The sequence below is a fragment of the Staphylococcus ureilyticus genome, assembly GCF_025558845.1.
GTDB lineage: Bacteria > Bacillota > Bacilli > Staphylococcales > Staphylococcaceae > Staphylococcus > Staphylococcus ureilyticus.
Genome location: NZ_CP094825.1, coordinates 1,822,804 through 1,843,875 on the forward strand (window position 1 = coordinate 1,822,804; position 21,072 = coordinate 1,843,875).

The following is a 21,072-nucleotide window of genomic DNA, read 5'->3' on the forward strand; positions in this document are numbered from 1 at the left end:
ATCCGGGATAGCATCCGCCGATGGTTCGATAACTATCCTCCTCGTCTACAAGCTTCGATTTCATATCTATTAAGATTTCTGCTATAAATCTTAAATGTTAAATATTTAACCGCTTCACTTGCACAGGCGCTTTTATTGATATATTTAAGACAAACTTTCCTCCTTTCCTTCAATACCACTAATTGTACAATGTATTTGTGACCAAATGCAAATTTTTTATTAACTTCATCCTTAAAATAATTGCAAAATGTTTTTATTATTAAAAATTCAAAACCTTCTATATATTAATAGTCATAAACTTGTCAAAAAATATGTGCCAAATTTGAGATTACTATTTGTTGTTTATTTATGTAAACAGACCTACAATGATACTTAAATACAGAGAAAAAGAGGTGCAAATTATGTCACAAACAGATGCTCAAGAAAATAAAGGAATTGGTCGTAAAGTTCAAGCCTTTGGTTCATTTTTAAGTAGTATGATTATGCCTAATATTGGTGCTTTTATTGCTTGGGGTTTTATAGCAGCAATATTTATAGATGGCGGTTGGTGGCCAAATAAAGATTTAAGTGAATTAGCTGGACCAATGATTACTTATTTAATACCATTATTAATTGCTTATAGTGGTGGTCGCCTAATTCACGAGATGCGTGGCGGAATTATTGCAGCTGTAGCAACAATGGGTGTTATTGTAGCATTACCAGAAACACCTATGTTACTAGGTGCAATGATTATGGGACCACTTGTTGGTTGGTTAATGAAGAAAACTGATGAATTCATTCAACCAAGAACACCACAAGGTTTTGAAATGTTATTCAATAACTTCTCAGCTGGTATTTTAGGTTTTATTATGACTATCATAGGTTTTAAAATATTAGCACCAATCATGGAATTTATCATGCATATTTTATCAGTTGCTGTTGAAGCATTGGTACATGCGCATTTACTTCCATTGGTAAGTATTATTGTTGAACCTGCTAAGATCGTATTTTTAAATAACGCTATAAATCATGGTGTATTTACACCATTGGGTGCAGATCAAGCTGCATCTGCAGGCCAATCTATTTTATACACAATCGAATCAAACCCTGGTCCAGGTTTAGGTGTTTTAGTTGCTTATATGATCTTTGGTAAAGGGACAGCTAAAGCTACTTCATATGGGGCTGGGATTATCCACTTCTTAGGTGGTATTCATGAAATTTACTTCCCTTATGTGTTAATGAGACCTTTATTGTTCATCGCAGTAATATTAGGTGGTATGACTGGTGTTGCTACTTATTCATTATTAGACTTTGGGTTCAAGAGTCCAGCTTCACCTGGTTCATTTATCGTATATATGTTAAATGCCCCTAAAGGCGAATTCTTACACATGATTACAGGTGTGTTATTAGCAGCAATCGTTTCATTTATTGTTTCATCAATTATTTTAAAATTCACAAAAGAAATAGAAGAAGATTTAGAAGCAGCGACAGAGAAAATGGAAGCATCAAAAGGTAAAAAATCGAGTGTATCTTCTAAGTTAACAGGGAATAATGATGATAACACTTCAACAACTACAAAAGATACAGCTGACAAAAATAGTGATAGTCAATCAGAGGATGATTTACTAGATAACTATGATACAGAGAATGTAGATGCACATGACTACAGTAAAGTAAATCATGTTATCTTCGCTTGTGACGCAGGTATGGGATCAAGTGCTATGGGCGCAAGTATGTTACGTAACAAATTCAAAAAAGCTAGCATTCAAGACGTTGAAGTAACGAATACAGCGATTAATCAATTGCCAAGTGACGCTCAACTTGTCATTACTCAGAAAAAATTAACAGATAGAGCAATCAAACAAGTTCCAAATGCAATTCATATTTCAGTAGAGAACTTCTTAAATTCTCCTAGATATGATGAATTATTAGAAAACCTTAAAAAAGAAGAAAACTAATCACTCACTAAAAGAGAAATAAATTGGAGGGTATGGCTATGTTTTTGAGTACACGTGAAAAAGAAATTATCGAAATGTTAATTAAGTATCACGGTCAATATGTCACTATTTATGACATTGCTCAACATTTAGCTGTATCCTCTCGTACTATTCATAGAGAATTAAAGTCTATTGAGCCATTTTTAGAAAGTTTTAATATTGAATTGGAACGCGTTACGAAAAAAGGTTTACAGTTATCTGGTGGTCCATCAGCGATACATTCATTAAAAAATGAATTACTTCAACAAGTTACGATTGATTTGTCTCAAGAAGAACAAAAAGTAATTATATTATATGCACTTATTCAAGCTAAAGATCCAATCAAGCAATACAGTTTAGCACACGAAATTGGTGTTTCTACGCAAACCCTAGCTAAATTACTAGATGAGTTAGATGATGAACTCGTACAATATCAATTAACGCTTCAAAAAAAGCGTGGTGAAGGTATTCACCTTTATGGTGCTGAATCAAAAAAAAGAGAGTTATTAAGTCAATTGATGGTTAATAATTTAAACAGTACGAGTGTTTATTCTGTAATAGAAAACCACTTTGTGTATCAATCCATTAATCAAACTCAGTTACCAATGGTAGATTTAGATAAAATCTTCCAAGTTGAGAGAATTCTTATGGATCATTTAGGACAACTACCTTATTCACTGACAGAATCAAGCTATTTAACTTTAACAGTACACATTGTGCTCAGCATTGATCGAATGCTTAAAGATGAATATGTAGCTTTAAATGATGATATTTATAATCATGTCAAAGATACCTTTGAACATCAAGTCGCCTCAGCTTTAGCATTACATTTAGAGCACATCTACGGCGTTCAGTTCAACCAAGCCGAAATAACCTTTATCACGATTCATTTACGCGGGGCCAAACGCAAAGAAACTACTGAAGTGTTTAAAAATAATAAAGACGATCAACGCATCGAAAATCTTATTCAAATGGTATCAGAGATTTCTCAACAAACATTTAAAGATTGTCGAACGCTAAGCGAAGGGTTAAAATTGCATATAATACCTGCAATCAATCGATTAAATGCTAATATTGAAACGCATAATCCTTTAACTGAAATGATTAAGCATAAATATCCAAGATTATTTGAAAGTGTACATCAAGGTTTAATAAAAACATGGCCAAATTTTCAATTTCCAGAAAGTGAAATTGCATTTATCGTATTACATTTCGGTGGTGCAATTCAAAAACAAGCCACATCTTTTTATAATGTACTCGTCGTTTGCAGTAGTGGGATTGGTACAAGCCGTCTACTTGCTACACGATTACAACAAACATTTAGTGAAATTCAACAAACAACGCAAGCCTCTGTGGGTGATCTTAAATCCATTGATATTCAACAATATGATGCTATTATTTCAACAGTTAATCTAGATATCAGCTTACCGTATCTCACAGTTAATCCATTGTTACCAGATGCAGACATTAATCACGTAGCTGCTTTTCTAAACATGCAACAAGACAAGCCACAAACGCAAATATTTGATGATGCTGATATTACCTTTTCAAACCCCGAATATCAATTAGATTATATCCGTAAAGGACTTGAAGTCATTGATTCGATATATATTGATTATACACATACTCAAGATTGGATTATGTATTTAACAAGACAATTATTTAAACATCAAATTATTGAGGATAAACAGTCATTCGCTGAACTTATTAAGCAACGCATGGATGAACAAGGCTTTGTTTTAAATCCTTATCCTATTGCTATGCCACACTTAAAAAGTGATTTAATTAAAAAACCATTAATCCTAGTCACTATATTAGAAAAACCACTTTTGCTTAAAAGTAATCAAAATGACAAAGTTTCTGTAACATATTTATTAAATATGTTCATACCTCCGGATGATATCATGGCACAACTTATTAGTGAATTATCAGGAAAAATTGGTGAGCATCTCGATAATATCGATCAATTTATGCAACAACCAGAACAATTATCAGATTTACTAAAACAAAGTTATCTGAAAGCATTACAAAATCAATTAAACATGGAGTGAATAATATGAGCGAATTATTTAGCAATGACAATATTTTTATTAATCAAACTGTGAAAGATCAAAATGAAGCAATTGAAAAAGCAGGACAAGCACTTGTATCCAGTGGTGCAGTTACAGAAGACTACATTCAAGCTATGAAAGATCGTGAGCAAGTTGTAACAACATTTATGGGTAATGGACTGGCTATTCCCCACGGTACTGATGAAGCGAAAACCAGTGTTTTAAAATCAGGATTAACTTTAATTCAAATTCCTGATGGTGTTGATTGGGATGGAGAAGAAGTTAAAGTGGTTGTAGGTATCGCAGGTAAAGATGGTGAGCATTTAGATTTACTATCAAAAATTGCTATCACATTTAGTGAAGAAGAAAATGTTGAACGCATTATCAATGCTTCATCAGCTGAAGAAATTAAACAAGTATTTGAGGAGGCTGACGCATAATGAAAGCATTACATTTTGGCGCGGGTAACATTGGTCGTGGTTTTATTGGTTATATTTTAGCTGATAATGATATTAAAGTTACATTTGCAGATGTCAATGCTGAAATTATTGATGCTTTAGATTCAAAACATGAATATGATGTGATACTAGCAGACGATGCGCAAACAACAACTCGTGTGCACAATGTTGACGCAATCAATTCAGGACAACCTTCTGCTAAATTAAAACAAGCTGTATTAGAAGCTGATTTAATTACTACTGCAGTCGGTGTAAATATTTTACCAATTATAGCTAAAACGTTTGCGCCTTATTTAAAAGAAAAAGAAACACCGGTAAATATTGTAGCATGTGAAAATGCCATTATGGCTACGAACACATTGAAAGAAGCAATCTTAGATATCACCGGTCCATTAGATGACCATATTCATTTTGTCAATTCTGCAGTTGATCGAATTGTTCCTCTGCAGTCCAATGAGAATATTTTAGATGTCATCGTGGAGCCTTTCTATGAATGGGTTGTAGAAAAAGATGCATGGTATGGTCCAGAATTAGATCATATCAAATACGTGTCTAATTTAACGCCTTATATTGAACGAAAATTATTAACAGTAAACACTGGTCATGCATTCTTAGCCTACGCTGGTAGATATAATAATCAACCTACGATTTTAGATGCAATGAATGATAAAATAATCAAACATGACTTGGAAGAAGTTTTAAAAGAAACCAGTCAATACATTACTAACCAATTTGATTTTTCAACATCAGAACAAGCAAAATACGTTGATAAAATTATTGAGCGCTTTAAAAACCCTCATCTTTCAGATGAAGTAACTCGTGTTGGTCGAGGCACAATCCGTAAAATTGGACCTCAAGATAGAATAATTAAACCATTAAATTATCTCTATCAAAATAATCTAAAACATCATGCTTTAATTAAAGCAGCTGCATTACTATTAAAATACGATGATACGAATGATCAAGAAACAGTTGAAAAAAATAATTATATTAAAGCTTATGGTGTTGAAGCCTTCTTAAAAGATTATGCTAAAATTGATGATCACTTGGCTTCTGAAATTAACAAAGAATACAACGTTTTATAAAAGATATTGTATTATTAAATAACACAATTAAATATCCAAAATTATAGACTAATCCTCATTTATATGGATTAGTCTTTTTAGTTAATTTTTACAACATTGGTTGTATTTGCAAGAAATAAGTGGCTTTATAGCTCAATTCTGTACTTTTCTTATGCTTCTGATTCTACTAGATATCTACCTAACTTATTTTACAAAATGAATTTAAAATATAATATTATGAATTACACTCTGCGATTGATTTATAGCTAATAAAAAAACTGTCAATACATATACTAACACTATCATTAGTATCTGTATTAACAGTTTCAAATAAGCATAGAACTTATTCATTTAACCCCATTTTCTCTTTAACTACATCTGCAATTGTTTGGGCATAATGTTGTGCTGCTTCATCAGTTGCTGCTTCCACCATAACTCTTACTAATGGTTCTGTGCCTGATGGTCTAACTAAAATACGCCCTTCTCCGTTCATTTCAACCTCTACTCTAGTCATAACTTCCTGAACATCTACATTTTCTTCTACGCGATATTTATCAGTCACACGCACATTAACTAAAGATTGAGGATATTTTTTCATTTGTTTTGCAAGTTGACTCAAGCTTTTACCAGTCATTTTAATAATGCTTGCTAACTGCACGCCTGTTAATAAACCATCACCTGTAGTGTTATAATCCATTAACACGATATGGCCAGATTGTTCTCCACCTAAATTATAATTACCTCTACGCATTTCTTCAACTACGTAACGATCTCCTACTTTTGTTTTATTAGATTGAATGCCTTCATCTTCTAAAGCTTTGTAGAATCCTAAATTACTCATAACGGTTGAGACAATCATATTATTATTTAATTCTTGGTTCTTGCTCATTGCTTGACCAATGATGAACATAATTTGATCTCCGTCAACGATATCTCCATTTTCATCAATAGCGATTATTCTATCACCATCACCATCAAACGCTAATCCAAAGTCACATTCAGCCTCAACAACTTTTTCAGACAATGTTTCTGGATGTGTTGATCCTACATGATCATTAATATTATAACCATTAGGATTACAGCCAACCGTAACTGTATCAGCCTCTAAATCTCCAAATAAAAACGGTGCTAGAGATGAAGTAGAACCATGGGCACCATCTAAGGCGATTTTCATACCGTCTAAGTTAACATCAATCGTTGATTTTAAATAACTTAAATACTTCTGCGCACCTTCAAAATAATCAGAATAATGCACAATGTCTTCACCTACAGGTCGTGGTAATTCTGGATTTTCTTGATCTAATAATTGCTCAATTTCTCTTTCTTGATCATCAGATAGTTTGAAACCATCTGAACCGAAAAATTTAATACCGTTATCTGGGACAGGATTATGAGAAGCAGAAATCATAACACCTAATTCAGCTTCCATCTCTTTAGTTAAATATGCTACGCCAGGTGTTGATATAACGCCTAAACGCATAACTTCTGCACCGATTGAAATCAATCCAGCAATCAACGCAGATTCAAGCATTTCACCAGAAACACGAGTATCTCTACCTACTAGTACTTTAGGGTGCTTTTCACCTTCATTATGGGCTAACACGTAACCTCCAAAACGCCCTAATTTAAACGCAAGTTCTGGCGTTAATTCTTTGTTTGCAACGCCCCTTACGCCGTCTGTACCAAAATATTTTGCCATGATTTATATCTCCTTTATAAAAATCTATTTAATATTAATTTTTGCTGTTGTTTCATTTGGTTCAATTTTCGAAACGTCATCTGGTAATTTAAATTCTACATTTTTTTCAGTTGATTCTGTAACTCCATCTAAATCGATTTCAGCAGTAATTTCGTCAATATCTTGAATGTCGTTTCTATTACCGAAAATTTCCACTTCTTCTTTATCTAATTTTATATCATCTATTTCTTTACCTTTAGGTAAGGCACCTATTGCTTTAGTTTTCACTTTTACTTTCTTACTATAATCTTCCAATTTGACGCTCAAATTAACTTCATTTGGTTGTATTAATACTTTGATTTTATTGAGTTTTCTATCAAAAGCAGTGATACGTGCAATATCCGTAGTATCTTTACTAATTTTATCTTTATCTTTAAACGTAGCTTTTAAATATGCAATTTTATCAATTTGCTTGCTACCACCAGTAACTTTAACTGTTTCAGGTGATACGCTTTGGTCACTCACTTTATAATTGGCATCTAAGTCATTATCACTCACATCAGGTTCTACTTTAAGTTTCTTAGTAACTTTTTCTTCAAGATTAACTGTTGTTTCTTTTGGCTTAACTGTATAATCAACGTCTTTATTTAAACCATTGACCTTGAATTGTGTGGTATGTTTTCCAGCTTTCTCACCACTCAAATCAAGAACAGCTTTAATATTTTCGCCGTTTTCAGCTTTCAACACTTGAGATTGTGGACCAGATATTTCAATATCCACTTTATTCGGTACATCGCTAGCATATAACGATTTACTATCATAATTAACTTGTACTGGTACGTCCTGAAGTGTTTCAGTAGATTTTTGTCCCAGTTGGTCAGCATTAAAGATATTACCAAACATGTTATTGACAGATAAGAAGAATACTAATGCTAAAACTAATGCGATTAATCTTAATCCCCATTTACTTTCTAACATATTAATTCACACCTTTCTCTTGAAAGTGTGTGCCAAACCAATGTTCAGCCAATAATTCTTCAAATGCTTCATTAGATATATCTTTTCTTAATTTACCATCAAACGTGACTGAAATAGATCCTGTTTCTTCAGATACTACTACTGTAAATGCATCTGAAACTTCTGAAATGCCCACAGCTGCCCTATGTCTTGTTCCCAGACTTTTAGCTATTTTAGCACTGTCTGACAGTGGCAAATAACTGGCAGCACTTGCAATTTTGTTCGCTTGAATGATCATAGCACCATCATGTAAAGGTGTATTTGGTATAAACACATTAGTCAGTAATTCTTGAGAAATTTCGGAATTCATTGCTATACCTGTTTCAATATAATCTTGTAATCCTGTTTCTTTTTCAAATACGATTAATGCGCCAATCCGGCGTTTAGCCATATACTGAACAGCCTTAGAAACAGATGAAATAAGCTTGTCTTCATCACTATTCAAACTTGTAGAATAGCGTTTAAATAGACTTCCTCTACCCAGTTGTTCTAAAGCACGTCTAATTTCCGGCTGAAATATAACGATTAAAGCTAAAACACCCCATTGTATTACTAAATCAAACAAACGAGATGTCGCTGTTAAGTTTAACATTTTACTCACTTGTTGGCCGATCACAATTACTACAATACCTTTCAGCAATTGAATCGCTTTTGTACCTTTAAATACTGTAATGAGAAGATAAAGTACATACCATACAATGAGCAAATCGAGTACACTAGCAATTATTTTGACTGTACTCCAATCATCAAAAAAGTTGGATAAATCCATAACATCTCCTCCGGTTATCTGTTCCCATATTATATATTATACCAATCATAACATTAACTGTCATATTAAGTATTAAATTTTTATCATAAAATTAAAAGGAATAATATGGAATTAGCCCCATATTATTCCTTTTATTGTTTTATAATAATGTTTCACCAAAGAAACTACCTACTAATGAAACTGCCTGTTCTGACGTGTGATTATTCATATCTATCAATGGATTTACTTCAACTAAATCCATGGAAGTGATTAAATTTGAATTATGTAATAATTCTAGCGCAAAATGACTTTCTCTATATGTTAAGCCTCCTAATACTCTTGTACCAGTTCCTGGTGTTTCAGCAGGATCTAAGGCATCTACATCTAATGACAAATGAATGCCATCTGTTTTAGATTTCAAGTAATCTAAAGTTGCCTCCATCACGTGCTTAATCCCAAGTTTATCAATATCGGCCATTGTATATGTTTTTATATTATTTTCTTTAATATATTGACGTTCTCCCTTATCTAAATCTCTCATACCTATCAGTACAATGTTCTCTGGTCTAACTTTTGGCGCATAATTAGAGATATTCACTAAACGTGAGTCCCCTTCGCCTGCCAACACTCGCAGTGGCATCCCATGTATATTACCTGAAGGTGATTCTTCAGGTACATTTAAATCACCATGTGCATCATACCAAATCACTCCTAAATTTTCATAGTGTTTACTAATACCAGAAATTGAGCCTATTGCTATGGAATGGTCACCACCTAATATAAGTGGAAAATTACCATTATCAACACTTTGTGATACTGTTTCACTAAGTTGGTTAGATACTTCAACTATTTCATCTAAATTGCGTAATCCTTTTTGAGCTGAGTTGAACTTCTCTAAATGTATTGCAGGAACACTAATATTACCTGAATCTTTAACATTAATTCCAATATTTTGTATTCGTTCTACAATACCTGCATAACGGATTGCGTCCGGTCCAAAATCTACCCCCAATTTTTTTTGGCCATAAGTCGAAGGTGCACCAATAATCTCTACTAATTTATCCATTTAAAAAACCCCTTTGTTTTCGTTTGATATTAGGATAATCTAAAATGATATGACTTTCAAGCTAATACAAAAGCCCCCAATTATGTAAATTTAAGCAAATTACATAAAGAAACAAAATAACGATTTTTAATTCAAAATAACTAGATATAGCAACGTCATTTTATTATTTTAAACAAAAAAATGTATATAATAAATATTAAAAAACTTCTATTAAAAAACAAAAAAAGCATTCCCGAAGGAATGCTTAAAAGTGAGCCATAGAGGATTCGAACCTCTGACCCTCTGATTAAAAGTCAGATGCTCTACCAACTGAGCTAATGGCTCTAATGGCTGGGCTAGCTGGATTCGAACCAGCGCGTGACGGAGTCAAAGTCCGTTGCCTTACCGCTTGGCTATAGCCCATTAATGGTGGAGGGGGGCAGATTCGAACTGCCGAACCCGAAGGAGCGGATTTACAGTCCGCCGCGTTTAGCCACTTCGCTACCCCTCCGTATTATTAAATTAACAATGGTGGAGGATGACGGGTTCGAACCGCCGACCCCCTGCTTGTAAGGCAGATGCTCTCCCAGCTGAGCTAATCCTCCAATATGTATCAATGACCCCGACGGGACTCGAACCCGTGTTACCGCCGTGAAAGGGCGGTGTCTTAACCGCTTGACCACGGGGCCATATGGCTCCACAGGTAGGACTCGAACCTACGACCGATCGGTTAACAGCCGATAGCTCTACCACTGAGCTACTGTGGAATAATAATATATTTGCCTGGCAACGTCCTACTCTTGCGGAACGTAAGTCCGACTACCATCGCGCTAAGGAGCTTAACTTCTGTGTTCGGCATGGGAACAGGTGTGACCTCCTTGCTATAGTCACCAGACAATGTCATGTATAAAATTTATACACTCAAAACTAGATTGTAAGTAAAATTTAGTTCAACCAACAAAACTTTTAAATTTGATTAAGTCTTCGATCGATTAGTATTCGTCAGCTCCACATATCGCTATGCTTCCACCTCGAACCTATTAACCTCATCATCTTTGAGGGATCTTATAACCGAAGTTGGGAAATCTCATCTTGAGGGGGGCTTCATGCTTAGATGCTTTCAGCACTTATCCCGTCCATACATAGCTACCCAGCGATGCCGTTGGCACGACAACTGGTACACCAGAGGTATGTCCATCCCGGTCCTCTCGTACTAAGGACAGCTCCTCTCAAATTTCCTACGCCCACGACGGATAGGGACCGAACTGTCTCACGACGTTCTGAACCCAGCTCGCGTACCGCTTTAATGGGCGAACAGCCCAACCCTTGGGACCGACTACAGCCCCAGGATGCGATGAGCCGACATCGAGGTGCCAAACCTCCCCGTCGATGTGAACTCTTGGGGGAGATAAGCCTGTTATCCCCGGGGTAGCTTTTATCCGTTGAGCGATGGCCCTTCCATGCGGAACCACCGGATCACTAAGTCCGTCTTTCGACCCTGCTCGACTTGTAAGTCTCGCAGTCAAGCTTCCTTGTGCCTTTACACTCTATGAATGATTTCCAACCATTCTGAGGAAACCTTTGAGCGCCTCCGTTACTCTTTAGGAGGCGACCGCCCCAGTCAAACTGTCCATCTGACACTGTCTCCCACCATGATTAATGGTGCGGGTTAGAAATCCAATACAGCGAGGGTAGTATCCCACCAACGCCTCCACGTAAGCTAGCGCTCACGTATCTAAGGCTCCTACCTATCCTGTACAAGCTGTACCGAATTTCAATATCAGACTACAGTAAAGCTCCACGGGGTCTTTCCGTCCTGTCGCGGGTAACCTGCATCTTCACAGGTACTATGATTTCACCGAGTCTCTCGTTGAGACAGTGCCCAAATCGTTACGCCTTTCGTGCGGGTCGGAACTTACCCGACAAGGAATTTCGCTACCTTAGGACCGTTATAGTTACGGCCGCCGTTTACTGGGGCTTCGATTCGTAGCTTCGCAGAAGCTAACCACTCCTCTTAACCTTCCAGCACCGGGCAGGCGTCAGCCCCTATACATCACCTTACGGTTTAGCAGAGACCTGTGTTTTTGATAAACAGTCGCTTGGGCCTATTCACTGCGGCTCTCCTGGGCGTGAACCCTAAAGAGCACCCCTTCTCCCGAAGTTACGGGGTCATTTTGCCGAGTTCCTTAACGAGAGTTCGCTCGCTCACCTTAGAATTCTCATCTTGACTACCTGTGTCGGTTTGCGGTACGGGCACCATAAATCTAGCTAGAGGCTTTTCTCGGCAGTGTGAAATCAACGACTCGAGGAAACAATTTCCTCTCCCCATCACAGCTTGACCTTATGAGTGCCGGATTTGCCTAACACTCAGTCTTACTGCTTGGACGTACAATCCAATCGTACGCTTCGCCTATCCTACTGCGTCCCCCCATCGCTTAAAACGATTCATGGTGGTACAGGAATATCAACCTGTTATCCATCGCCTACGCCTATCGGCCTCAGCTTAGGACCCGACTAACCCAGAGCGGACGAGCCTTCCTCTGGAAACCTTAGTCAATCGGTGGACGGGATTCTCACCCGTCTTTCGCTACTCACACCGGCATTCTCACTTCTAAGCGCTCCACATGTCCTTGCGATCATGCTTCAACGCCCTTAGAACGCTCTCCTACCATTGTCCTACGGACAATCCACAGCTTCGGTAATATGTTTAGCCCCGGTACATTTTCGGCGCAGTGTCACTCGACTAGTGAGCTATTACGCACTCTTTAAATGATGGCTGCTTCTAAGCCAACATACTAGTTGTCTGGGCAACGCCACATCCTTTTCCACTTAACATATATTTTGGGACCTTAGCTGGTGGTCTGGGCTGTTTCCCTTTCGAACACGGACCTTATCACCCGCGTTCTGACTCCCAAGTTAAATTGATTGGCATTCGGAGTTTGTCTGAATTCGGTAACCCGAGAAGGGCCCCTCGTCCAAACAGTGCTCTACCTCCAATAATCATCACTTGAGGCTAGCCCTAAAGCTATTTCGGAGAGAACCAGCTATCTCCAGGTTCGATTGGAATTTCTCCGCTACCCTCAACTCATCCGCTCACTTTTCAACGTAAGTCGGTTCGGTCCTCCATTCAGTGTTACCTGAACTTCAACCTGGTCAAGGGTAGATCACCTGGTTTCGGGTCTACGACCAAATACTCAACGCCCTATTCAGACTCGCTTTCGCTACGGCTCCACATTCACTGCTTAACCTTGCATCAAATCGTAACTCGCCGGTTCATTCTACAAAAGGCACGCCATCACCCATTAACGGGCTCTGACTACTTGTAAGCACACGGTTTCAAGTTCTCTTTCACTCCCCTTCCGGGGTACTTTTCACCTTTCCCTCACGGTACTGGTTCACTATCGGTCACTAGAGAGTATTTAGCCTTGGGAGATGGTCCTCCCAGATTCCGACGGAATTTCTCGTGTTCCGTCGTACTCAGGATCCACTCAAGAGAGAACAGACTTTCGACTACAGGATTATTACCTTCTTTGATGCATCTTTCCAGATGCTTCGTCTAATCTATTCCTTTGTAACTCCGTATAGAGTGTCCTACAACCCCAACAAGCAAGCTCGTTGGTTTGGGCTCTTCCCGTTTCGCTCGCCGCTACTCAGGGAATCGATTTTTCTTTCTCTTCCTGCGGGTACTAAGATGTTTCAGTTCTCCGCGTCTACCTTCGATACGCTATGTATTTACGTATCGATAATACGACATAACTCGTATTGGGTTCCCCCATTCGGAAATCTCTGGATCACAGCTTACTTACAGCTCCCCAAAGCATATCGTCGTTAGTAACGTCCTTCATCGGCTTCTAGTGCCAAGGCATCCACCGTGCGCCCTTAATAACTTAATCTATTTGCTTTCCAACTCGACAACCGTCGGTTGAAAACCCAAAATGTTATTAATCTGTGAGTGTTCTTTCGAACACTAGCGATTATTTCTTTTTGAATTCAAGCTTATTTAAAACTCTTATTCACTCGGTTTTGCTTGGTAAAATCATAAATTTTACTTACTTATCTAGTTTTCAATGTACAAATCATTAAAGAATACTCGAATGAGCATTCAAAACTGAATACAATATGTCAATGTTATTCCTTTGTCATCTTCTATAGAAGATGTTCCGAATATATCCTTAGAAAGGAGGTGATCCAGCCGCACCTTCCGATACGGCTACCTTGTTACGACTTCACCCCAATCATTTGTCCCACCTTCGACGGCTAGCTCCATAAATGGTTACTCCACCGGCTTCGGGTGTTACAAACTCTCGTGGTGTGACGGGCGGTGTGTACAAGACCCGGGAACGTATTCACCGTAGCATGCTGATCTACGATTACTAGCGATTCCAGCTTCATGTAGTCGAGTTGCAGACTACAATCCGAACTAAGAACAACTTTATGGGATTTGCATGACCTCGCGGTTTAGCTGCCCTTTGTATTGTCCATTGTAGCACGTGTGTAGCCCAAATCATAAGGGGCATGATGATTTGACGTCATCCCCACCTTCCTCCGGTTTGTCACCGGCAGTCAACTTAGAGTGCCCAACTTAATGCTGGCAACTAAGCTTAAGGGTTGCGCTCGTTGCGGGACTTAACCCAACATCTCACGACACGAGCTGACGACAACCATGCACCACCTGTCACTTTGTCCCCCGAAGGGGAAGGCTCTATCTCTAGAGTTGTCAAAGGATGTCAAGATTTGGTAAGGTTCTTCGCGTTGCTTCGAATTAAACCACATGCTCCACCGCTTGTGCGGGTCCCCGTCAATTCCTTTGAGTTTCAACCTTGCGGTCGTACTCCCCAGGCGGAGTGCTTAATGCGTTAGCTGCAGCACTAAGGGGCGGAAACCCCCTAACACTTAGCACTCATCGTTTACGGCGTGGACTACCAGGGTATCTAATCCTGTTTGATCCCCACGCTTTCGCACATCAGCGTCAGTTACAGACCAGAAAGTCGCCTTCGCCACTGGTGTTCCTCCATATCTCTGCGCATTTCACCGCTACACATGGAATTCCACTTTCCTCTTCTGCACTCAAGTTTCCCAGTTTCCAATGACCCTCCACGGTTGAGCCGTGGGCTTTCACATCAGACTTAAGAAACCGCCTACGCGCGCTTTACGCCCAATAATTCCGGATAACGCTTGCCACCTACGTATTACCGCGGCTGCTGGCACGTAGTTAGCCGTGGCTTTCTGATTAGGTACCGTCAAGACGTGCACAGTTACTTACACATTTGTTCTTCCCTAATAACAGAGTTTTACGATCCGAAGACCTTCATCACTCACGCGGCGTTGCTCCGTCAGGCTTTCGCCCATTGCGGAAGATTCCCTACTGCTGCCTCCCGTAGGAGTCTGGACCGTGTCTCAGTTCCAGTGTGGCCGATCACCCTCTCAGGTCGGCTACGTATCGTTGCCTTGGTAAGCCGTTACCTTACCAACTAGCTAATACGGCGCGGGTCCATCTATAAGTGATAGCAAAACCATCTTTCACTTTAGAACCATGCGGTTCTAAATGTTATCCGGCATTAGCCCCGGTTTCCCGGAGTTATTCCAGTCTTATAGGTAGGTTACCCACGTGTTACTCACCCGTCCGCCGCTAACGTCAAAGGAGCAAGCTCCTTATCTGTTCGCTCGACTTGCATGTATTAGGCACGCCGCCAGCGTTCATCCTGAGCCAGGATCAAACTCTCCATAAAAAATTATGATGTTTGATTAGCTCATAAAATACTAATTTGTGTTATCAATAACACGTTGTTTTGATTCAACATTTAATGTTGAAATCGGAATTAACGTTGACATATTGCAATTCAGTTTTCAATGTTCATTTTCGACAAATAATTGCTTTTCTATCTTATCATCTTCGTTAACGTTTCGTCAACAAAAATTTAATTTGTTTAACAATTACTTAACATCACTTTAATAATATTAAAATATTATTTTCTTTTTTTCAAGTATATTTTTTACACTTTTAAAAATTTATTTAAATAATGTTTTGTCATTTTTGACGACTTTTATATATTATCAATTTGACTATAAAAAGTCAATGGTTTATATAAATTTTTGTAACAAAGTTTTACAACTGTATAACAACACATTTGTTGGTCACAAGAAATCATTTTAACACCAATTCAAAAAATTGCAAGAGAAAAAATGAGTAGAAAACTTTAATTTTCTACTCACGCTTCTAAAAACCTTATTTTTTTGTTTTGTCGATGATTTGTTTTGCCATTGATTGATATATTTTACCTAGTCGATCTTCTGCTTGGTAAATGGATGGTGCGAAATCTTTTGGATTCCATGATGGTTGCTCTAAAGGTAATTGACCTAAAAGCTCAGTTTGCAACTCATCTGCTAATTTTTCTCCGCCACCCTTACCAAATACATACTCTTTATTTCCAGTTTCTTTACTTTCGAAATATGACATGTTTTCTATGACACCTAATATAGAATGTTCTGTATGTTTAGCCATAGCTCCTGCTCTTGCTGCAACAAAAGCTGCAGTTGGATGAGGTGTAGAAACAATGATTTCTTTACTAGATGGTAACATCGTATGTACATCTAAAGCAACATCACCGGTACCTGGTGGTAAATCTAAAAGCAGGTAATCTAAATCTCCCCATCGTACTTCAACAAAAAAGTTAGTTAACATTTTACCTAACATAGGTCCTCTCCATATAACTGGTGCGTTTTCTTCAACAAAAAATGCCATTGAGATTACTTTAACACCATGTCTTTCAACCGGTATAATCTCTTTGCCGTCTACTTCCGGTTTTTTATCTATTCCCATCATATCTGGAACACTAAATCCATATATGTCAGCATCTACGAGTCCAACTTTTTTGCCTTCTCTTGCTAGTGAAACAGCTAAGTTTACAGCTACAGTGGATTTACCAACCCCCCCTTTTCCAGAAGCGATCGCTATAAATTCAACAGGATTGTCTTTTGATAATAACCCTTCTATAGTTTGTGGTTGGTCATCACTGTTACCTCTATATTGTTCAACAACATCAGATGGCAACTCTTCAAATCTTATCCCAACAGTATTCGCACCATTTTCTTTCAGCACTTCCACAATAGCCATTTGTAAATCTAACTGAGGCTGTCCTCCTAACTGAGCCATTGCCACCTTCACACTTACATGTTCTATCTCATCTTTTGTTGTTACCTCTATGATCCCATCTGTCTCCTTTAAAGGAACATTAATAATTGGATCTTTAAGTTCTCCAACAAGTTCTTTAACTTGCTCTATCGTTAACACAAAGCGTCCCCCTCTATTTTATAAATATATCCATTAATATTCTAACAAACATCACTTAATTTTGCTTTAAGTAGTTTACATTTAGTATAAATATAATCTTAGTAATACAAAAGAAGTTAGCTCAATTTGTTTTAATTCTTAACAACTGGAGCTAACCTCTTTATTTTTTAGACCTTTCGCGTGTTAATTTCGTTAACATCCCTGTTTTCCTTTATAAACAACGCTATGCTAAACCCAATGACAACGAATACACTAATAACTATAAATGAGTAGTCCACACCATTAGCAATCGCTTGTCGTTGTAATAGTTCTTTATTTTCTATACCTCTAGCATTCTGAGTATATACTTTTGTTCCTATTGTCATAACAGTTACCATCAAGGCCGTGCCTAGGGAGCCCGCAGTAACACGGCCAAAATTACTTATTGCAGTTCCATGAGAAATCTCTCTTTTTTGAAGTGCATTTATGCCAGCTGTATTTAAAGGCATCATTAAGAGTGAGACTGAAAACATTCTTAAAGCATATACAATAACGAGATACAAATATGAGGTATCGGCGCTTAAAAAACATAACATAATCGAGAAGACAGTCAACAAACTGAAACCAATGATAATTAACGGCCTAGCACCATATTTATCATAAAACTTACCAGTAAATATCGACATGATACCATTAATGATTGCGCCAGGCATGATAACTAAACCCGAAAGAAACGCAGACAATCCTAATGCGTTTTGCACATATAATGGAATTAATAAAGCTGGACCTATCATAGACATCATTACAATCATGGATGTAATTGTAGTTAACGTAAACACTCTGTTTTTGAATACAATTAAGTTTAGTAAAGGATTAGGGACCTGCAATTGTCTTTTAATAAATACCCAAATAATAAATAGGCTGACAAGTAATGAAACAATAACAATTGGACTATCAAAACCTAGATTACCAGCACTACTAAACGCATAAAGCATCAATCCAAACCCAAATGTTGAATAGATTACGGAACGTTTGTCCAATTTCGTATCTTTTGTCGTATTATAACTTTTAATAAATATAGCTCCAAAGATAAAACCAATCAATGATATTCCTACAACAATAATGAACGGCATTCTCCAACTCGACAAGTCAATAACTAGACCTGAAAGGGTTGGACCTATCGCTGGTGCAAATTGAATAACTAGTCCTGCGAGCCCCATTGCAAACCCACGCTCATTTTTGGGAAACAACATAAATAATGTAAATTGCATTAGAGGCATAATGATACCCGCCCCTATAGCTTGAATCACACGTGCTAACATTAAAATACCAAATGAAGGCGCTATGGATGCAATGATTGAACCAAGTAAAAAGATACCCATGGCTATCAAATATAACGGTCTTGTCTTAACTCTATCCATTAAGAAAGCTGTCAGTGGAATCATTACTCCATTTACTAACATAAAACCAGTTACTAACCATTGCGATTTACTTTCGTTAATATGAAGCCCTTTCATTATTTGAGGCAATGCTGTATTTAATAGTGTCTGATTTAATATAGCAATAAAAGCACTAATAATCATAACCGCAACAATCATGTTTCTATTTGTTTTAGACAAATTTTCTACGGACACTTAATCACCTCTCACCACTTATATCATCGACTATTTATTCTGATTAAGATTTTCGCTATCAGGATAAAAGACTTCTTTACATACAAATAACATACCCATAATTACAACAATTACCCAAAAATCAATATCTATATACGCATAATGAATGTGAACTATAAAATAGAATAGTAATGTGGTAACAGTAAATGTTATTAAATGATACGTTATCCCTTGAAAATAAGGGTTGTCTGGTAGTTTTTTCCTAAAATAATCCATCAAATTTTCAATGATAAATAATGTAAAATAACCCAATACGATATAGCTACCATAATAGATTAAGTTATCATAAAAGCTTTTATTATAACCAAAGTATGCTAGATGAAAAAATATAAGGATACGACTTAATCCATATAAACCAAATCCTAAGAATGCAAGAAATATAGCACCTGAAATGATAAATACCGAAAGTACAATAAGCGTCGTAAATAAATACTTTATATATTTCATTGCTTACTGTCCTCCCTCTCATCTAATTTATTTTTTATTTATTTTACATTAACTCTTAATTAAAAAACTGTTTCTTATTTTACCATTATAACAACATACACCAAAATACAAATAAGCAAGTATTAAAATTCACTAAACTTCAATACTTGCTTAATAATTAAAATACATATGACTTTTCATTTTCATTCTAAGAATTGCATTTGTGATTATCTTGTTTATATTGTGTCTGCCAAAGTACAAACAATATAAACAAGATGATAAGACTAAGTATAATCACATTGTGTATCGGTAAATAGATAAATGAAACCGTTAAACCATAAACTGTTCCCATAATTGTAGAGCCGATAGAATTACCTAGACTTTTCGTTAATGTATATAGTGACATCATGCGTTTCATATTCTGAGGTGACGTTTCTTCTTGAGTTATTACACTGTCTTTCGTATACACTGTTCCAAAACTAACACCAGCCAGCAATAAACTAAACGCTATAAATATCGGTGTTTTTGTACCTGCGAATATAAAAATGCCACATATTGTTAAAAGAGTAAAAGCAAATATATACAAACCTTTTCTAGACATTTTTGCTTCTAACCTATTTAAATTAAAATTCAACACTAACCAAGCAAAGGAAATTGGAAAAATAACAAATCCACTCTGCAAGGGAGATAGCCCCAGTTCTTCTTGTAGATATATTGGCATATATAAATTATATCCCATCAGTATCATTGCATATAAAAAATCTGTAGTAAAAACGAGTATGATAGTTTTATTAAATTCTTTAACAGGGAAGAAAGGCGCTGCTACACCCTTTTCATTTTTAATTAATATCATACCCATAATAATTGCTATAATAAATGAAAGACAATTTAAATACCACTGACTGTTATTCATTACTGTAAACATTAAAAAGAAAACAAACAGATAAAATAACATAAGTCCTTTCATATCTAATTTATGTGAAGTTGTCGTCTGTTCATGTTTAAAATGAAACGTAAATACTACCAATAACATGGCGATGATAGCGATAGGTATATTAACGAAAAACAACCAATGCCAAGTAGCTAATTCTAAAATTCCACCACCTAAGACTGGACCTATAATACTTGATATCCCCCATACACTACCGACAATTCCCATAATTTTATATCTTAAAGGAATTGCAAAAGCAAGCTTAGGGACAATTTGGCTCAAAGCCATCATTATTCCAGCACCCAATCCCTGAATAAAGCGCGAGATAATTAAAATACCAAATGTACTACTTATACCTGAAAAAAAACTTCCAATTGTAAAAAATACTAATCCCAAAAGTGTTATGTATATAATTTTAGTGCGATCCAATAATTCACCTACAATTGGATTAGCAATCACAATTGCTATAAAGTAAACTGAAAATATCAGTGATATTGAACCAGTCACATTTAAATCTTCTTTTATAGTTGGCAATGCTAATGAAACGATTGATGTTTCAATTGCAGACATAAACATAATTAATATTAATGCAACAACAACACCAAATGTTTTTATATTCATATTTAATCTCCTAACACGAAACTTTCATTATCAATCATTACTAAATCACTATTTGTCCCTAAGTTCAATAGGTTTCCAGTAAATTACTTCTTTTGCCCTATAAAAATGACTAAAAAGAAAGCGAGAATTAAAATC

The 21,072-nt window shown here is 36.6% G+C and carries 12 protein-coding genes, 6 tRNA genes and 3 rRNA genes; 4 read left to right on the forward strand and 17 right to left on the reverse strand.

Annotation, left to right across the window (positions count from 1 at the left end; all coding sequences use genetic code 11):
- The first annotated feature begins 401 nt into the window (after positions 1 to 401).
- Genes MUA21_RS09075 through MUA21_RS09090 form a run of 4 tightly spaced genes read left to right on the forward strand, consistent with a single transcriptional unit; the run spans position 402 to position 5,549 of the window.
- Positions 402 to 1,937 carry a PTS mannitol transporter subunit IIBC gene (locus MUA21_RS09075; protein WP_262561110.1) on the forward strand — a complete coding sequence of 512 codons (1,536 nt, stop codon included), beginning with the start codon at positions 402 to 404 and terminating at the stop codon, positions 1,935 to 1,937.
- 38 nt (positions 1,938 to 1,975) lie between these two features.
- Positions 1,976 to 4,006 (forward strand): BglG family transcription antiterminator, encoded by a 2,031-nt coding sequence (locus MUA21_RS09080; protein WP_262561111.1) that lies wholly within the window; start codon positions 1,976 to 1,978, stop codon positions 4,004 to 4,006.
- Positions 4,007 to 4,011: 5 nt separating this feature from the next.
- Complete coding sequence (locus tag MUA21_RS09085) at positions 4,012 to 4,446, forward strand: PTS mannitol transporter subunit IIA (protein ID WP_046207711.1); 435 nt, start codon at positions 4,012 to 4,014, stop codon at positions 4,444 to 4,446.
- Positions 4,446 to 5,549, forward strand: coding sequence for a mannitol-1-phosphate 5-dehydrogenase (locus MUA21_RS09090; protein ID WP_107526010.1), 1,104 nt, complete (start codon positions 4,446 to 4,448; stop codon positions 5,547 to 5,549). Before MUA21_RS09085 ends, MUA21_RS09090 begins: the two co-directional genes overlap by 1 nt.
- Before the next feature lie 322 nt (positions 5,550 to 5,871).
- On the opposite strand, the gene glmM is transcribed toward MUA21_RS09090, so the two are convergent.
- The 17 genes from glmM to sdrM form a co-directional block, all read right to left on the reverse strand.
- Positions 5,872 to 7,227, reverse strand: a complete 1,356-nt coding sequence (gene glmM, locus MUA21_RS09095; protein ID WP_070657414.1) for a phosphoglucosamine mutase — start codon at positions 7,225 to 7,227, stop codon at positions 5,872 to 5,874.
- A gap of 24 nt (positions 7,228 to 7,251) precedes the next feature.
- Positions 7,252 to 8,184 (reverse strand): CdaR family protein, encoded by a 933-nt coding sequence (locus MUA21_RS09100; RefSeq protein ID WP_046207708.1) that lies wholly within the window; start codon positions 8,182 to 8,184, stop codon positions 7,252 to 7,254.
- A gap of 1 nt (position 8,185) precedes the next feature.
- Positions 8,186 to 8,992, reverse strand: a complete 807-nt coding sequence (gene cdaA / locus MUA21_RS09105; protein ID WP_019467737.1) for a diadenylate cyclase CdaA — start codon at positions 8,990 to 8,992, stop codon at positions 8,186 to 8,188.
- A gap of 139 nt (positions 8,993 to 9,131) precedes the next feature.
- Positions 9,132 to 10,037 carry an arginase gene (gene rocF / locus MUA21_RS09110; RefSeq protein ID WP_107526012.1) on the reverse strand — a complete coding sequence of 302 codons (906 nt, stop codon included), beginning with the start codon at positions 10,035 to 10,037 and terminating at the stop codon, positions 9,132 to 9,134.
- Between the two features lie 251 nt (positions 10,038 to 10,288).
- Positions 10,289 to 10,361: transfer RNA gene (locus MUA21_RS09115), tRNA-Lys, on the reverse strand.
- A 3-nt stretch (positions 10,362 to 10,364) separates the two neighbouring features.
- Positions 10,365 to 10,439, reverse strand: a tRNA-Gln gene (locus MUA21_RS09120).
- Between the two features lie 4 nt (positions 10,440 to 10,443).
- Positions 10,444 to 10,527: transfer RNA gene (locus tag MUA21_RS09125), tRNA-Tyr, on the reverse strand.
- An 18-nt stretch (positions 10,528 to 10,545) separates the two neighbouring features.
- A tRNA-Val gene (locus tag MUA21_RS09130) sits at positions 10,546 to 10,621 on the reverse strand.
- Between the two features lie 12 nt (positions 10,622 to 10,633).
- Positions 10,634 to 10,705, reverse strand: a tRNA-Glu gene (locus MUA21_RS09135).
- Positions 10,706 to 10,708: 3 nt separating this feature from the next.
- Positions 10,709 to 10,783 (reverse strand) — tRNA-Asn (locus MUA21_RS09140).
- A gap of 14 nt (positions 10,784 to 10,797) precedes the next feature.
- A 5S ribosomal RNA gene (gene rrf / locus MUA21_RS09145) occupies positions 10,798 to 10,911 on the reverse strand.
- Between the two features lie 77 nt (positions 10,912 to 10,988).
- Positions 10,989 to 13,909 (reverse strand): 23S ribosomal RNA (locus MUA21_RS09150).
- Between the two features lie 283 nt (positions 13,910 to 14,192).
- Positions 14,193 to 15,745, reverse strand: a 16S ribosomal RNA gene (locus MUA21_RS09155).
- The 16S, 23S and 5S rRNA genes sit together here with 6 tRNA genes alongside, the layout of an rRNA operon.
- Before the next feature lie 497 nt (positions 15,746 to 16,242).
- A complete protein-coding gene (gene salA / locus MUA21_RS09160; RefSeq protein WP_046208387.1) occupies positions 16,243 to 17,307 on the reverse strand; it encodes an iron-sulfur carrier protein/transcriptional regulator SalA in 1,065 nt (354 codons plus the stop codon).
- A gap of 167 nt (positions 17,308 to 17,474) precedes the next feature.
- On the reverse strand, positions 17,475 to 18,920 hold the full coding sequence (locus MUA21_RS09165) for an MDR family MFS transporter (RefSeq protein WP_107365407.1): 1,446 nt from the start codon (positions 18,918 to 18,920) through the stop codon (positions 17,475 to 17,477).
- A 30-nt stretch (positions 18,921 to 18,950) separates the two neighbouring features.
- The gene (locus tag MUA21_RS09170; RefSeq protein ID WP_046208389.1) at positions 18,951 to 19,406 is read right to left on the reverse strand and encodes a SepA family multidrug efflux transporter; all 456 of its coding nucleotides are present in this window, start codon (positions 19,404 to 19,406) and stop codon (positions 18,951 to 18,953) included.
- Between the two features lie 187 nt (positions 19,407 to 19,593).
- Complete coding sequence (gene sdrM / locus MUA21_RS09175; protein WP_262561113.1) at positions 19,594 to 20,937, reverse strand: multidrug efflux MFS transporter SdrM; 1,344 nt, start codon at positions 20,935 to 20,937, stop codon at positions 19,594 to 19,596.
- Positions 20,938 to 21,072: the final 135 nt, after the last annotated feature.

Excerpts from the sequence above, each read along its gene's own strand:
- sdrM (WP_262561113.1), bottom strand. The coding sequence starts at position 20,937 with ATGAATATAAAAACATTTGGTGTTGTTGTTGCATTAATATTAATTATG.
- MUA21_RS09170 (WP_046208389.1), bottom strand. The coding sequence starts at position 19,406 with ATGAAATATATAAAGTATTTATTTACGACGCTTATTGTACTTTCGGTA.
- MUA21_RS09100 (WP_046207708.1), bottom strand. The coding sequence starts at position 8,184 with ATGTTAGAAAGTAAATGGGGATTAAGATTAATCGCATTAGTTTTAGCA.
- MUA21_RS09090 (WP_107526010.1), top strand. The coding sequence starts at position 4,446 with ATGAAAGCATTACATTTTGGCGCGGGTAACATTGGTCGTGGTTTTATT.
- rocF (WP_107526012.1), bottom strand. The coding sequence starts at position 10,037 with ATGGATAAATTAGTAGAGATTATTGGTGCACCTTCGACTTATGGCCAA.
- glmM (WP_070657414.1), bottom strand. The coding sequence starts at position 7,227 with ATGGCAAAATATTTTGGTACAGACGGCGTAAGGGGCGTTGCAAACAAA.
- MUA21_RS09080 (WP_262561111.1), top strand. The coding sequence starts at position 1,976 with ATGTTTTTGAGTACACGTGAAAAAGAAATTATCGAAATGTTAATTAAG.
- cdaA (WP_019467737.1), bottom strand. The coding sequence starts at position 8,992 with ATGGATTTATCCAACTTTTTTGATGATTGGAGTACAGTCAAAATAATT.
- MUA21_RS09075 (WP_262561110.1), top strand. The coding sequence starts at position 402 with ATGTCACAAACAGATGCTCAAGAAAATAAAGGAATTGGTCGTAAAGTT.
- MUA21_RS09085 (WP_046207711.1), top strand. The coding sequence starts at position 4,012 with ATGAGCGAATTATTTAGCAATGACAATATTTTTATTAATCAAACTGTG.